Source organism: Diaphorobacter sp. JS3050 (genome assembly GCF_013154915.1).
Taxonomy (GTDB): Bacteria; Pseudomonadota; Gammaproteobacteria; order Burkholderiales; family Burkholderiaceae_C; genus Diaphorobacter; species Diaphorobacter nitroreducens.
Genome location: NZ_CP053553.1, coordinates 880,586 through 894,201, shown reverse-complemented (window position 1 = coordinate 894,201; position 13,616 = coordinate 880,586). Strand labels below are relative to the sequence as shown.

Here is a 13,616-nt window from a genome sequence, read left to right as displayed (position 1 = left end):
CCATGCGTCGTCGTTTGGGCCCGCTGACGATGCAACAAGCCACCACCCAGGCGCTGAAGGCGCCGTTGCCAGGAGCAGACATGAAAACAGCACAACGTGATGTCCTTGTCCAGACGCTGAAAAAGCGGTTCGAGAGCCACATGCACCGGCACCCCACCGTCGCCTGGGCCGATGTCCATGCACGCTTGAATGCCAACAAACTGGAGGCGCTGCAGGACATGGAGGCAACGGGCGGCGAGCCCGACATCGTCGGCAGTGCCACCGCGGACGGAACCTACCTTTTCTGCGATTGCACGGCGGAGAGCCCGAGCGGGCGCAGGAGCCTGTGCTACGACGCACAGGCCCTGCATGCCCGCAAGCTGCACAAGCCGCAGAACAGCGCCATCGAAGCGGCCGCGGCCATGGGCGTCACCCTGCTGACAGAGGCGCAGTACCGCGCACTACAGGAGGTAGAGGATTTCGACCAGAAGACTTCGAGTTGGATTTGGACCCCTGCATCAAGCCCTCCGGAGCATTTCGCCCTTCAAAAGCTCGACGAAGGCGCGCGCCGCAGGTGCAATGGCTGTGCCGGGCGGATACACGGCATAGACGCCTCCTTTGCGCAATGTCCATTCCGGGAGCAGCCGAACCAGCGTTCCACTGCGGATGTCACTCTCCAAGTGAAGCAAACTGCCAACCGAAACGCCTGCGCCATTGAGCAGCAAGGCGCGCAAGGCGACAGCGGAATCGGTGCGCAGCTTGGGCGCCATGCGCACCGTGATGTCCTTTGTCCCGTTGGTGAATGACCATGTGAGGGGCGCCGGCAGCAAGGTCAGCGCGATCCACCGGTGATGCGCCAGGTCCTCGGGAGCCTCCGGACGCGGACAGCGGGCCAGATACTCGGGTGACGCCAGGGCCGCCTGCCCAAATTCCCCCAGTTTCGCAACCCGCGCGCTTGAATTGCGCAACCACCCCACACGGATGCTCACGTCGATGCCCTCGCCAACGAGGTCTTGCACCTTGTCACTGACCACAAGTTCCAAACTGACCTCGGGATGGCGGACAGCGAACTCCGCCACCACCGGCGACATGACCTGAACGGCATATTCAACAGGCGCACTGACACGCAAGCGGCCACGCAGACCCGATCCACGCGATCCGGCGTGTTGCAGCACTTGCTCAAGCCCCTGCATGAGAGGCGCGCTTTCTTCGAACAACCGTTGCCCGGCATCGGTGAGCGTAACCGTGCGCGTCGTACGGTGGAACAGGGCAGCGCCCAGCACGTTTTCCAGACGGCGAATCTGAAGACTCACCTGCGGACGCGCAATGTGCAGACGTTCGGCGGCGGCCGTGAAGCTGCGCGCATCGGCGACGGCCAGGAAAGCGCGCAACAGGTTGAGATCGCCCACGGGGGATGGCATGATTGGTTCGAATTAGATACCAGTATTGTCCTTTTTGTCCTCTTTTTCTGACGATGCGGCAAGAGGATCATTGACCCCGCACCCCGAATCCGCGGGTCAAAGAAAGGAACATTCCATGCGTATCGCACTGATCGGCGCCACTGGCTTTATCGGCTCCGCCATCCGCCAAGAGGCGCTCTCGCGCGGTCATCACGTGACCGCCATCGTGTCCAACCCCGCAAGACTCCCCGCCGCGCAGGGCCTTGAGGTTCAGGGCGCAGATGCCCTGGACTCTCAGCAATTGCGCGCGGTTCTCCGTGGGCACGACGTGGTGATCAGCGCATTCAGTGGCCATGCCAACTCCGACGTATATGGCTATTACCTCAAAGGAATGCACTCCATCATCGATGCAGCGCGTGCCACGGGCGTCCGCCTGCTGGTCGTCGGCGGGGCGGGCAGTCTGGAGGTCGAGCCCGGCGTGCAATTGCTCGACGCACCGTCGTTCCCTGAACAATGGAAAGCGACGGCCGAGGGTGCCCGAGCAGCCCTGAAACTGCTGCGCGAAACACCCGATGTGGATTGGACGGTGCTGAGCCCCCCGCCCATGATCCACCCGGGAACCCGCACCGGACAGTACCGGACCGCGAACGATGCCGTGATCATGGGCGATAGCGGGCCCAGCGACATCTCGCTGGAGGACTATGCGGTCGCCATGGTGGATGAAGCAGAGTCCGCGAAACACCGCGGCCGGCGCTTCACTGTGGCGCACTGAGAACGAACCGAAAGCCCCGTGCCGGTTCGCGCCCGACCCGGGGCGATCCTCTGCCCCGGCTTTCGCTGCACCAATGAACCACCGATGCCGGCGATAGGCATCGTTGGAATACCGCAACCGGGCGGCGGCAACCGCGCCGCCGGCGTGCTTGGCCTTACTCCACCGTGACGCTCTTGGCCAGGTTACGGGGCTTGTCCACATCCGTTCCGCGCGCGCAGGCCGTGTGGTAGGCCAGCAGTTGCAGCGGCACCACGTGCAGCAGCGGCGACAGGGCGCCGTAGTGCTCTGGCATGCGGATGACGTGCAGACCTTCGCTGCTGTCGATATGGGTATCGGCATCAGCCAACACGTAGAGCACGCCGCCACGGGCGCGCACTTCTTCCATGTTGCTCTTGAGCTTCTCCAGCAGCGCATCGTTGGGCGCCACGGTCACCACCGGCATGCTGCTGGTGACGAGGGCCAGCGGGCCGTGCTTGAGTTCACCCGCGGGGTACGCCTCGGCGTGGATGTAGCTGATCTCCTTGAGCTTGAGGGCACCCTCCAGTGCAATGGGGTAGTGCAGTCCGCGGCCCAGGAACAGGGCGTTCTCCTTCTTCGCGAAGTCCTCGGACCAGCTGATGATCTGCGGCTCCAGCGCCAGCACGGCCTGCAGTGCGGCGGGCAGGTGGCGCATGGCTTTCAGGTAGTTGCCCTCGGCCTCCTCGGTCAGGCGCCCGCGCGACTGCGCCAGCGCCAGGGTCAACAGGAACAGTCCCGCCAGCTGCGCGGTGAAGGCTTTGGTCGACGCCACGCCAATCTCCACGCCGGCGCGGGTGACGTAGGCCAGCTCGCACTCGCGCACCATGGCGCTGGTGGCCACGTTGCAGATGGTGAGCGTGTGGCGCATGCCCAGGCTCTGCGCATGGCGCAGTGCGGCCAGGGTGTCGGCGGTTTCGCCGGATTGGCTGATGGTCACCACCAGCGTGCGCGGGTTGGGCACGCTGGTGCGGTAGCGGTATTCGCTGGCCACTTCCACCTGGGTGGGAATGCCCGCGATGCCCTCCAGCCAGTACTTGGCGGTGCAGCCGCTGTAGTAGCTGGTCCCGCAGGCGAGGATGAGCACGGAGTCGATCTCCTTGAACACACGCCAGGCTGCCGCGCCCTGCTGTCCGGGCTGGCCCACGCCGTCGAACAGCTCGGGCACGATGCCCTGCAGGCCGTGCAACGTGTCGGCAATGGCGCGCGGCTGCTCGAAAATTTCCTTTTGCATGTAGTGGCGATAGGGCCCCAGCTCCACCGCACCACTGTGTGCGTGCACGGTGCGCACGGGGCGGCTGCCGGCGTCCAGCGGCTGGCCATCGGCCGTGGTGATCCAGTAACGGCCCAGTTGCAGGTCCACCAGGTCGCCCTCTTCCAGGTACACGATCTGGTCGGTCACACCGGCCAGGGCCATGGCATCGCTGGCCAGGAAGTGCTCGCCCTCACCGACACCCAGCACCAGGGGCGAGCCCGCGCGCGCACCCACCACGCGGTGCGGCTCGTCCTTGTGGATCACGGCGATGGCGAATGCGCCGTGCAGCCGCGCAGTCGCGGCGCGCACGGCCTGGAACAGGTCGCCGTCGTACAGGCTGTCCACCAGATGCGCGATGACTTCGGTATCGGTCTGGCTGGAGAACACGTAGCCGCGCGCCTGCAACTCGGCGCGCAACTCCTCGTGGTTCTCGATGATGCCGTTGTGCACCAGCGCGACGCGGCCGGGGCGCTCTGCCTGCGCCGGCGCGGCACCGGGTCCATGGCTGAAATGGGGATGGGCGTTGTGCACGGCGGGGGCGCCGTGCGTGGCCCAGCGGGTGTGGGCGATGCCCGTGGCGCCTTGGAGGTGTTCATGGTTCACCTGCGCCAGCAATTCGGCCACGCGGGCAGTGCTGCGCGCACGGTACAGGCCACCCGCGGGCATTTCGCCCAGGCTCGCCTCGTGCACGGCGACGCCGCAGGAGTCATAGCCGCGGTACTCCAGCCGCTGCAGGCCCTGCACCAGGATGGGAACGATATTGCGGGTGGATACCGCGCCGACGATGCCGCACATAAATACTGCTCCAATGAAAGAATGGGCGAGATGCTAGGCGGCCTCTCAAGAAATTTTTGATCTGATTTTCATTACATATGAACAAAAATTTCTTCCGCCATAATCTAAGAAATATTTCTTCATAAAACACACTTTAATGGAATCTGATTCCTCGCTGGATGCCGTGGATTTGCAATTGCTGGACCTGCTGCAGCGCGACGCCTCCCTCAGCAACCAAGCTATGGCAGAACAAGTGCATGTCTCCCCACCCACCTGCCTGCGCCGCGTGCGGCGGCTGCACACCCTGGGCCTGATCGAGCGGCAGGTGGCGCTGTTGCAGCCCGACCGCCTGGCCGCGCTGCAGGGCCACGGGCTGGCTGCGATCGTCGAGGTTGCACTGGACCGCCAGGGTGCCGAGCACCTGGACGCGTTCGAGGCCCGCGCCGTCGCCGAAGACGAGGTCCAGCAATGCTGGCGCGTCTCGCCGGGGCCGGACTTCGTGCTCATCGTGCACACGCGCGACATGCCGGGCTACCTGGCCCTGTCGCAGCGGCTGTTCACGCAGGACGCCAATGTGCGCAACGTGAAGTCGTTCTTCTCGGTCCACCGTGCAAAGTTTGAAACAAAAGTACCTCTAGCGCTTATCTAGCAAGCATCAACAGCTATTGAATTTATAGCAATCCTGCACGACCTCTTGACCTTCCGGGACATCGACTCCACTCTGTGAACCTCAAGGCCGCGCCCACTGCGGGCCGGCCATGCATGGAGGGACGCATGGAGTTCAAGGACTACTACCAGATCCTCGGCGTGGCACGCGACGCCACTGCCGCCGACATCAAGAAGGCCTACCGCAAGCTCGCGCGCCGGTACCACCCCGACGTGAGCAAGGAGGCCGATGCCGCGGCCCGCATGGCCGAGGTGAATGAGGCCAATACCGTGTTGTCGGACCCGGAGAAGCGCGCCGCCTACGACGCGCTGGGCCGCGAGGCACCGCACCGCGCGGGGCAGGACTTCCGCCCGCCGCCGAACTGGGACGCAGGGTTCGAGTTCACCGGCACGCCCGGCGCCGAGGGCATGGACGCGGCGCAGTTCAGCGACTTTTTCGAGCAGCTCTTCGGCCGCGCCGCCCACGCCCAGCGCAGCCGGCACGCGGGCCCGTCGGCCCATGATGGAAGCGGCAGAACCTCACCGCAGCGCGGGCGCGACCACCACGCCAGCATCGAGCTGGACCTGCGCGATGCCTACCTGGGCGCCGAGCGCACGCTGACGCTGCGCGGTGCGCGGCTGGACGACAGCGGCCACCTGGTCAATGAAGAACGCCAGCTGCAGGTGAACATCCCCAAGGGGGTGCGGGAGGGCCAACTCATCCGCCTGGGCGGCCAGGGCGGCCCGGGCCTGGGCGGCGCGCCCGCGGGCGACCTGTTCCTGGAGGTGCATTTCAAGCCCGACGCACGCTGGCGCGCCGAAGACCGCGACGTGTACCAGTCCGTTACCCTCGCGCCCTGGGAGGCCGAACTGGGCGGCCCCGTCGAGGTGCAGACACCCGGCGGCGCCACCGTGGAAGTGACCGTGCCGCCGCGCTGGAAACCCGGCCGCAAGCTGCGCCTGAAGGAGCGCGGCATTCCCGCCGCCACGCCCGGCGACCTGTACCTGGAACTGCACGTGGCCCTGCCCCCCGCCACCAACGAGGCCCAGCAGCAGGCCTACCGCGCGTTCGCGCAGGCCTTCCCGCAATTCCAGCCCCGCAAGCCCTCTACGCAAGGAGCCTGAGCATGCCCACGCCCCCATTTGTTGATCATGCCCTGGCCGAGCTGCTGGACGAGCAGCCCCGCCTCACGCTGGAAGACCTGGCACGCACCTGCTGCATGGGCCCCGACTGGGTCGTGGAGCGCCTGGAGGCCGGCTTGCTGCAAGGCGAGCAGGCAGGCGGGCACTGGCGATTCAGCAGCGCAAGTGTGGTGCGCGCGCGGCGGCTGGCACGCCTGGAATCCACTTTTGACGCCGACCCCGAGCTGGCCGCACTGACGGCAGACCTGATCGAGGAAGTGACCGCGCTGCGCCAGCGCCTGCGCGAGCTGCAGACGCGCCTGGGCCTGCCTGCGGCGATGCCTTGAGCGCGGCGGCGGGAAGTGCGGCAAGCGCAGGCCGCTACCGCGCCGCAGCCGGCCACTCCAGCGCCACCGTGCAGCCCGCACCGGGCGCCGCGGTGGCCTGGATGTGGGCGCCATGGCGCTGCGCGATCGCCTGGCACAGCGCGAGACCCGCGCCCACGCCCTCGAATTCGGCTTCGCGGTGCATGCGCTGGAACACGCCAAAGAGCTGCTGCGCGCGCGTGCCATCAAAGCCCACGCCGTTGTCCCGCACGGTGATGCGCACACCGCCCTGGGCCGCAGGTTCGGCCTGCACCTGCACACGGGGCTGCGCCACGCCGCGCGAGAACTTCACCGCATTGCCCAGCAGTTGCACCAGCAACTGGGCCAACAGCTCGGCATCGGCCTGCACGACGGGCAGATCCGGCGCAATGTTCCATGCCGCGCCTTCGGCCGCCGCACCCAAAGCCTGCCGAGCCTCCTGCACAGCCACGGTCAGCGCAACGGCCCGGGGCCGCAGCGCAGCGCTGCGCGCGCGGGCGATGGCCTGCAGCCCGTCGATCATCTGCGCCATGCGGCGCGCGGACTGCTCCATCGTGGCCAGGAAACCCAGCGCCTCGTCCACCTGCGGCGGCTGCTCCTGCAGTACCTCGCGCACCAGCGCGCCATAGGAGGTGACGTGGCGCAGCGGCGCGCGCAGGTCGTGCGACACACCCCGTAGAAAGTCCTCCTGCGCCGCCGCCATATCGCTGATCTGCTGGCGCGCCTGGGCCAGTTCGCTGCGCAGCTGCGCCAGCGTGTCCGCAGGTGGAATGCCCTCGCCGGTCATGGCCTCAACCCTTGGCCTGTTTGGCGGGGCGCTTCCAGTTCGCGATGCTCACCTGCCGGCCACGCGCCACGCTCAACCCCCCGGGTGGCGTGTCCTTGGTGATGGTGGAGCCGCCACCCACCGTGCCGCCCGCCCCAATGGTGACGGGCGCCACCAGCACGCAGTTGCTGCCGATGTGCACGTCGGCCTCGATCACCGTACGGTGCTTGTTGGCACCGTCGTAATTGGCGGTGATGCTGCCGGCGCCGTAGTTCACGCGCTCGCCCACGCTGGCGTCGCCCAGGTAGGCCAGGTGGTTGGCCTTGGCGCCGTCGGCCAGCGTGCTGTTCTTCACCTCCACGAAGTTGCCAATGTGCACCTCACGCCCCAGTTGCGCGCCGGGCCGCAGGCGCGCGAAGGGACCAATCAGTGCGCCTTCGCCCACATGGGCGCCGGCCTTCTCGCCATCGATGTGGGTAAAGGGGTGGACCACAGCGCCCGCGGCGATGGTGGCGTTGCTGATGTGGCAATAGGCGCCGATGCGCGCACCCTCGCCCAGTTCCACGCGGCCGGTGAAGATGCAGCCCACGTCGATCTCCACATCCTGCGCACAGAGGATTTCGCCGCGCGCGCCGCTGCGCGCATCGTCGCGCAGGTCAAAGCGCGCGGGGTCTGCCAGGCGAACGCCCTGCTCCATGAGTGCCGCGGCCTGGGCGCGCTGGTGCGCGCGCTCCAGCTCGGCCAGTTGCGCGGGGCTGTTCACGCCCGCCACCTGCAGCGCATCGCCAATGCAGTGGGCCGCCACGGGCACGCCGTCCGCCACGGCCATGGACACGATGTCGGTCAGGTAGTACTCGCCCTGCGCGTTGTCGTTGGTCAGACGCGCCAGCCAGCCCGCCAGGCGCTGCGCGGGCACGGCCATGATGCCGCTGTAGACCTCGTCGATGGCGCGCTCGGCATCGTTCGCGTCCTTGTGCTCCACGATGCGCTGCACCGTTCCGCCCTCGCCGCGCACGATGCGGCCGTACCCTGTGGGATCGGGCAGGCGCACGGTGAGCAGCGCAAGGCGCTCGCCCGCCCCGGCCTCGACCAGCGCGCGCAGCGTCGCGGCCTGGGTCAACGGCACGTCGCCCGACAACACCACCACCGTGCCATCGCCCGCCAGCGCGGGCGTGGCCTGCTGCACCGCGTGGCCCGTGCCCAGCTGCGGCTCCTGGCGCACGAATTTCAAGTCAAAAGTGCCTCCAACGCCCGCCGATCCTGCGCAAGCAGCTTCTACTTCTGTAGCGCCGTGGCCCGTTACCACCACCACGCGGCGCGCCTGCAGGCTGGCGGCCTGGCCCAGCACATGGTGCAGCAGGGGCCGGCCGGCCAGGCGCTGCAAGACCTTGGGAATGCGGCTTTTCATGCGCGTGCCCTTGCCCGCGGCCATGATGATGATGTCCAGTGCTGTCATGAAGGTGTGGAGAGTGGAAGGTCGTCGTGTCCTGCCAGCCCAGGCCGGCAGCCCGCCGCCATTATCCCGCCGCCCATGCGCTGCCCCTCTGCGGCGCGGAGGCACCACCGCCTCTGATCGCTCCTAAAAAAATAGCTGCTAGCGCCCGAATGGCGGGCGCTAGCAGCCAGTTTGATGCGATAGCCGGACGGTCAGGCGCGGCAGACATCGCCCCGGGGGGCCGCGTGCTGCGGTGATGATGCGCGCACCGCGGCGGCGCTGCGCCACTGGAACTGCAGCGGCTCGCGGCCCATCGGCTCGACCACGGCGTGCTGGCCGGAGGCCACGCACACGCTCTGGCCCGCGTGCAGCATGAGGTCCCCCGAATCCTCGCGCCAGCCATGGGGGCCGTCGCTCAAGGTCATCCAGGCCAGGCCGCTGACCACGCGCAGTTGCATCGGCGCGCGGGGGTGCAGGCTGCGCGCCGCGCCCTGGGGAATGGTGCACAGTTCCGGTCCGGCAACGCCGGCGGGAACGCTGGAGGCTTGCGAATGCAGAACTTGCGAGGTGGTCACGGTCATCTCCTGGTAAACCCTTTGAAGTGACGTCAGTGTGCGACTGCGACCCGGGCACCGTCCAATGAAAACGGAAGGCCTCATCGATTACGGAACGGCATCAATCACCGTATCACCCCATGCCCCGGGGGGACGGCAACCGCCAGCGGTGCACCTGCTGCCTGAGCAGCCTGCTGCGCGATCGATGAAAAAGCGCTAGCATTTTGATTCCCAATGGTCATCAATCTGCCATGAACTCCCCCCTCTTGCCCGCCAGCGCTCCTCCCATCGCGCATCTGCGCACCCGGCCCGTGGCCGTAGGCCATTGGCGCGCATTTCTGGCTGTGGCGCGGCATTTGAACTTCCGCGCCGCGGCCGAGGAACTGGCCCTGACCCAGTCGGCGGTGAGCCGCCAGATCCAGGCGCTGGAGGACGAAGTGGGCGTGCCCCTGTTTCTGCGCCACACACGCGCCGTGGAGCTCACCAGCGCCGGCGGCCAGCTGCAGCGCGCCGTGGCGCCCGCGCTGGAGCGCATGGACGCGGCCGTGCGCCTGGTGCGCCAGACGGCGGGGCGCAAGAGCGTTGCCATCACCACCTGGGCCAGCTTTGCGTCCATGTGGCTGATCCCGCGCATGGAGGAATTCCAGCGCGACAACCCTGACATCGACATCCGCATCGACGCAACCGACACCATCGTGGACCTGGAGACGGCCGACGTGGACCTGGCCCTGCGCTCCAGCGTGCCCGGCACGCAGGCCGCGGGCGCGCAGCGGCTGTTTGGCGAGCAACTGGCGGTGGTGGCCAGCCCCTGGCTCCTCAACAGCATGCCGCCCATCCGCACGCCGGCCGACGTGGCGCAGTTCACGCTCATCGAGGCAGGCGACGCGCACCGCATGCCCTATTTCGAGTGGATCACCTGGCGGCGCTGGTTCGAACTGCACGGCCTGGGGCGGCTGCAGCCCAAGCGCTGGCTGTACTTCAACTACGCGCAGCAGATCGTGCAGGCCGCGCTGGCCGGACAGGGCCTGGCGCTGGCGCGCATGCCGCTGATCGCGGAAAGCCTCGCCTCGGGCGACCTGCAGGAGGTGCTGCCGGGCCACCGGCTGGACTCTCCGCTGGTGTACTGGCTGGTCGTCGGCCCGCGCAGCGGCCAGCGCCCCGAAATCCAGGCGTTCAGCGCCTGGCTGCTGCTGCAGGCCGAAGCCACGCGCCAAGCCGTCGGCGAAGTGCCGGACACAGATCTGAACGACGACATCTCCTGAGCGCGGCACGGTCGCTCCTCTATTTATAGCGTCTAGCGCGCGATGGGCGGGCGCGCTTGGCTTTTTTTGCTCAGGAATGCGTGGCAAACCGCTCACGCAGCCGGGCGCTTCGTGTGACAAAGATCAAGGCCCATGCAAATCCATGCGAATGACATGGTCTTCCCTTATGGGTTGTCACGCAAAGGTCTGCGACCGTCGGCAGGCTATGCCCCGCCCCCGACAACACCAATGGACAGAAGAGAAGACCCTGTATGCCTTTCATGCCCTGGACCGCGGAACTGGAACTTGGCCTGCCCGAAATCGACGACCAGCAATGGCTGGTGCACCACATCTGCAAGGTGGACCGCGCCTACCTGCCGTTCATGCGCGAGGCGCTGCAGGCGCAACGCACCGTCGCCCTGGCCTGAAAGGGCATGAAAAAAGCCACTGCGCGCAGTGGCTTGGCAAAGCGGGAGCGCGGTCGCGCCCCGCCGGGCGTCAGGCCAGGGTGACGCGCGCGAACTTGCGCTTGCCGACCTGCACCACGTAGCTGCCCGCTTCCAGCTTCAGGCCCTTGTCGCTGACCACGCCGCCGTCCACGCGCACGCCGCCGCCGTCGATGAGGCGGTTGGCCTCGCTGGTCGAGGGCGCAAGGTTGGCCTGCTTGAGCAGCGCACCGATGCCCAGGGGCGCGCCCGCCAGGCGGACTTCGGGAATGTCGTCGGGGATGCCGCCCTTGCTGCGGTTGACGAAATCCTGCTCGGCCGCGTCGGCCAGCGCGGCGCTGTGAAAGCGCGCGGTGATCTCCTTGGCCAGCATCACCTTGGCATCCTTGGGATTGCGGCCTGCCGCCACCTCGGCCTTGAGCGCAGCGATTTCGTCCAGGCTCCTGAACGACAGCAGCGTGTACCAGTCCCACATCAGGGTGTCCGAGATGGAGAGCACCTTGGCGAACATGGAGTTGGCGTCCTCCGTGATGCCGATGTAGTTGTTCTTGGACTTGGACATCTTGTCCACGCCATCCAGCCCCACCAGCAGCGGCATGGTGAGCACACACTGCGGCTCCTGCCCCCATTCTTGCTGCAGATGGCGTCCCATGAGCAGGTTGAACTTCTGGTCGGTGCCGCCCAGCTCCAGGTCGCTCCTGAGCGCTACCGAGTCATAGCCCTGCAGTAGCGGGTAGAGGAACTCGTGCAGGCTGATGGAGCTGCCGTCGGTGAAGCGCTGGTGGAAATCGTTGCGCTCCATCATGCGTGCCACGGTGTACTTGGCCGACAGCTGAATCATGCCGCGCGCACCCAACTGGTCGCACCACTCGCTGTTGTAGCGGATCTCGGTACGCGCTGGGTCCAGCACCTTGGCCGCCTGGGTGTAGTAGGTTTCGGCGTTGACCTTGATCTGCTCGGCCGTCAGGGGCGGGCGCGTGCTGTTGCGGCCCGACGGGTCGCCGATCAGCGTGGTGAAGTCGCCGATCAGGAAGATGACCTGGTGGCCCAGGTCCTGCAATTGGCGCATCTTGTTGAGCACCACCGTATGGCCCAGGTGGATGTCCGGCGCCGTGGGGTCCAGCCCGAGCTTGATGCGCAGCGGCTGGCCCGTGGCCTCCGAACGCGCCAGTTTCTGGGTCCATTCTTCTTGGGGCAGAAGCTCGTCGACCCCGCGCAGGGAGACTTCAAGCGCCCGTCCTACACCATCGGTCACCGGGAATGTTGTAACAGCAGATTGATTCATAAGGGTTTTTTGGGGTGCCGCCAGGGCCCCAACGACTATACTTCCGGGCACTTTCCAGCCGTGGATTCTAGTGGGCCACCCGTACGCCCGGCGTTTGCTCCCTTCCACTGCACTACGACATTGACAGTGCCTCCCGCCCTTTAAGACCCCTGGCCCGGGGCCTGGAAGCACACAGACGCCTGGGGTAAGACTCTTGAACAACGGCTTGACGACCGCCTGCCTGGTATTGCTCAACCAACTGAAGCAGTCCGTTCAGAAACATCCAAAACGCATCACCGCCGCCGTGGCCACCCTGCTGCTCACCGGCGGCGGCGGTGCCTTCGCAGTGGCTTCGTTCGCGCCCGACCCGGCCGACCTGCCCGTGCGCACCGTCACGCAGGCCGTGCAATCGCTGGCGGCAAACGAGCCGCTGTCGTCGCTGGTGGACATCCCGCAGTACGCGCTGTACCGCTCCGACGTCACCCGCAGCGCCGATACCGCCGAGAGCATCCTGCAGCGCCTGGGCGTGGCAGACCCCGCGGCTTCGGCCTTCCTGCGCAGTGACGCCAACGTGCGGCAGAACCTGCTGGGACGCGCCGGCCGCTCGATGTCCGCCGAGACGACCGACGACCACCGCCTCACCCGCCTGACGGCGCGCTGGGCCCCCGACGACAGCGGGAGCTTCAAGCGCCTGGTGGTCGAGCGCCAGCAGGACGGCAGCTTCGCCTCGCGCATCGAGACGGCGCCGCTGACGGTGGGCAGCCGCCTGGCGGGCGGCATCATCCGCAGTTCGCTGTTTGCGGCAACGGATGCCGCCAACATTCCCGACGCCGTCGCCGTGCAGCTGGCAGAGGTGTTCTCCGGTGACATCGATTTCCGGCGCGCCCTGCGCAAGGAAGACCGCTTCTCGGTGGTGTATGAAACCCTGGAGGCAGATGGCGAGCCCCTGCGCAGCGGCCGCGTGCTGAGCGCCGAGTTCCACAATGGCGACAAGACCCACAGCGCCGTCTGGTTCCAGGAGCCGGGAGCCACCAAGGGCTCGTACTACACACTGGACGGCGAGAGCATGCGCCGTGCCTACCTGTCGTCGCCGGTCGAGTTCTCCCGCGTCTCCAGCGGCTTTGCGATGCGGTTCCACCCCATCCACAAGACCTGGCGCGCGCACCTGGGTACCGATTTCGCGGCACCGACCGGTACTTCCGTACGCACGGTAGGCGACGGCGTGGTGGATTTCGCCGGCGTGCAGAACGGCTACGGCAACGTGGTGTACATCAAGCACCGCAACCAGCACGTCACCGTCTACGCGCACCTGAGCCGCATCGACGTGCGCAAGGGCGAAAGCGTGGAGCAGGGCCAGAAGATTGGCGCCGTGGGCTCCACCGGCTGGGCCACGGGCCCGCACCTGCACTTCGAATTCCGCGTCGCGGGCGAGCACAAGGACCCGATGGTTATTGCGCGCCAGAGCGAGGCAGCCCAGCCGGTCTCGGCCGCCGCACGCCCGGCATTCGACCGCCTGGCCGGCAACATGCGCGTGCAGCTGTCCTCCGCCGCACAGATCCTGCAAGCCAGCGCCGAGTAACGCC

At 67.1% G+C, this 13,616-nt stretch carries 13 protein-coding genes and 1 pseudogene; 8 read left to right on the top strand and 6 right to left on the bottom strand.

Going from position 1 to position 13,616, the window contains the following annotated elements; all coding sequences use genetic code 11:
- Positions 1-2 precede the first annotated feature (2 nt).
- Positions 3-485: pseudogene (locus tag HND92_RS19305) on the top strand (DUF4256 domain-containing protein); the annotation flags it as partial.
- A gap of 12 nt (positions 486-497) precedes the next feature.
- Here HND92_RS19305 and HND92_RS04445 read toward each other — a convergent pair.
- Positions 498-1,400: a LysR family transcriptional regulator gene (locus tag HND92_RS04445; RefSeq protein WP_172206167.1), complete on the bottom strand. Its 903-nt coding sequence runs from the start codon at positions 1,398-1,400 to the stop codon at positions 498-500.
- 115 nt (positions 1,401-1,515) lie between these two features.
- Between HND92_RS04445 and HND92_RS04440 the strand changes: the two genes are divergently transcribed.
- Positions 1,516-2,151: an NAD(P)-dependent oxidoreductase gene (locus tag HND92_RS04440; protein ID WP_172206165.1), complete on the top strand. Its 636-nt coding sequence runs from the start codon at positions 1,516-1,518 to the stop codon at positions 2,149-2,151.
- 154 nt (positions 2,152-2,305) lie between these two features.
- Here the strand turns inward: HND92_RS04440 and glmS are convergent, their stop codons facing one another.
- Positions 2,306-4,216: a glutamine--fructose-6-phosphate transaminase (isomerizing) gene (gene glmS / locus HND92_RS04435; protein WP_172206162.1), complete on the bottom strand. Its 1,911-nt coding sequence runs from the start codon at positions 4,214-4,216 to the stop codon at positions 2,306-2,308.
- 136 nt (positions 4,217-4,352) lie between these two features.
- On the opposite strand from glmS, the gene HND92_RS04430 reads away from it, so the two are divergent.
- The 3 genes from HND92_RS04430 (at position 4,353) to HND92_RS04420 (ending at position 6,309) form a co-directional block, all read left to right on the top strand.
- Complete coding sequence (locus tag HND92_RS04430) at positions 4,353-4,844, top strand: Lrp/AsnC family transcriptional regulator (RefSeq protein ID WP_103738609.1); 492 nt, start codon at positions 4,353-4,355, stop codon at positions 4,842-4,844.
- A 125-nt stretch (positions 4,845-4,969) separates the two neighbouring features.
- Positions 4,970-5,965: a DnaJ C-terminal domain-containing protein gene (locus tag HND92_RS04425; RefSeq protein WP_172206160.1), complete on the top strand. Its 996-nt coding sequence runs from the start codon at positions 4,970-4,972 to the stop codon at positions 5,963-5,965.
- Positions 5,966-5,967: 2 nt separating this feature from the next.
- Positions 5,968-6,309, top strand: a complete 342-nt coding sequence (locus HND92_RS04420; RefSeq protein WP_011804091.1) for a chaperone modulator CbpM — start codon at positions 5,968-5,970, stop codon at positions 6,307-6,309.
- Positions 6,310-6,343: 34 nt separating this feature from the next.
- Here the strand turns inward: HND92_RS04420 and HND92_RS04415 are convergent, their stop codons facing one another.
- From HND92_RS04415 to HND92_RS04405, 3 genes are all read right to left on the bottom strand, one after another.
- Complete coding sequence (locus tag HND92_RS04415) at positions 6,344-7,114, bottom strand: ATP-binding protein (RefSeq protein WP_172206150.1); 771 nt, start codon at positions 7,112-7,114, stop codon at positions 6,344-6,346.
- 4 nt (positions 7,115-7,118) lie between these two features.
- A complete protein-coding gene (gene glmU, locus HND92_RS04410) occupies positions 7,119-8,549 on the bottom strand; it encodes a bifunctional UDP-N-acetylglucosamine diphosphorylase/glucosamine-1-phosphate N-acetyltransferase GlmU (RefSeq protein WP_172206148.1) in 1,431 nt (476 codons plus the stop codon).
- 191 nt (positions 8,550-8,740) lie between these two features.
- Positions 8,741-9,109, bottom strand: a complete 369-nt coding sequence (locus tag HND92_RS04405) for a DUF2917 domain-containing protein (protein ID WP_253940103.1) — start codon at positions 9,107-9,109, stop codon at positions 8,741-8,743.
- A gap of 224 nt (positions 9,110-9,333) precedes the next feature.
- Between HND92_RS04405 and HND92_RS04400 the strand changes: the two genes are divergently transcribed.
- The gene (locus HND92_RS04400; protein ID WP_011804087.1) at positions 9,334-10,344 is read left to right on the top strand and encodes a LysR substrate-binding domain-containing protein; all 1,011 of its coding nucleotides are present in this window, start codon (positions 9,334-9,336) and stop codon (positions 10,342-10,344) included.
- Positions 10,345-10,595: 251 nt separating this feature from the next.
- Positions 10,596-10,751 carry a hypothetical protein gene (locus tag HND92_RS04395; protein ID WP_172206144.1) on the top strand — a complete coding sequence of 52 codons (156 nt, stop codon included), beginning with the start codon at positions 10,596-10,598 and terminating at the stop codon, positions 10,749-10,751.
- A gap of 70 nt (positions 10,752-10,821) precedes the next feature.
- On the opposite strand, the gene tyrS is transcribed toward HND92_RS04395, so the two are convergent.
- The gene (gene tyrS, locus HND92_RS04390) at positions 10,822-12,054 is read right to left on the bottom strand and encodes a tyrosine--tRNA ligase (RefSeq protein WP_172206142.1); all 1,233 of its coding nucleotides are present in this window, start codon (positions 12,052-12,054) and stop codon (positions 10,822-10,824) included.
- Positions 12,055-12,247: 193 nt separating this feature from the next.
- On the opposite strand from tyrS, the gene HND92_RS04385 reads away from it, so the two are divergent.
- Positions 12,248-13,612: a M23 family metallopeptidase gene (locus HND92_RS04385; RefSeq protein WP_172206140.1), complete on the top strand. Its 1,365-nt coding sequence runs from the start codon at positions 12,248-12,250 to the stop codon at positions 13,610-13,612.
- Positions 13,613-13,616: the final 4 nt, after the last annotated feature.

Coding starts and splice junctions, on each gene's coding strand:
- HND92_RS04445 (WP_172206167.1), bottom strand. CDS start 1,400: ATGCCATCCCCCGTGGGCGATCTCAACCTGTTGCGCGCTTTCCTGGCC.
- HND92_RS04440 (WP_172206165.1), top strand. CDS start 1,516: ATGCGTATCGCACTGATCGGCGCCACTGGCTTTATCGGCTCCGCCATC.
- glmS (WP_172206162.1), bottom strand. CDS start 4,216: ATGTGCGGCATCGTCGGCGCGGTATCCACCCGCAATATCGTTCCCATC.
- HND92_RS04430 (WP_103738609.1), top strand. CDS start 4,353: ATGGAATCTGATTCCTCGCTGGATGCCGTGGATTTGCAATTGCTGGAC.
- HND92_RS04425 (WP_172206160.1), top strand. CDS start 4,970: ATGGAGTTCAAGGACTACTACCAGATCCTCGGCGTGGCACGCGACGCC.
- HND92_RS04420 (WP_011804091.1), top strand. CDS start 5,968: ATGCCCACGCCCCCATTTGTTGATCATGCCCTGGCCGAGCTGCTGGAC.
- HND92_RS04415 (WP_172206150.1), bottom strand. CDS start 7,114: ATGACCGGCGAGGGCATTCCACCTGCGGACACGCTGGCGCAGCTGCGC.
- glmU (WP_172206148.1), bottom strand. CDS start 8,549: ATGACAGCACTGGACATCATCATCATGGCCGCGGGCAAGGGCACGCGC.
- HND92_RS04405 (WP_253940103.1), bottom strand. CDS start 9,109: ATGACCGTGACCACCTCGCAAGTTCTGCATTCGCAAGCCTCCAGCGTT.
- HND92_RS04400 (WP_011804087.1), top strand. CDS start 9,334: ATGAACTCCCCCCTCTTGCCCGCCAGCGCTCCTCCCATCGCGCATCTG.
- HND92_RS04395 (WP_172206144.1), top strand. CDS start 10,596: ATGCCTTTCATGCCCTGGACCGCGGAACTGGAACTTGGCCTGCCCGAA.
- tyrS (WP_172206142.1), bottom strand. CDS start 12,054: ATGAATCAATCTGCTGTTACAACATTCCCGGTGACCGATGGTGTAGGA.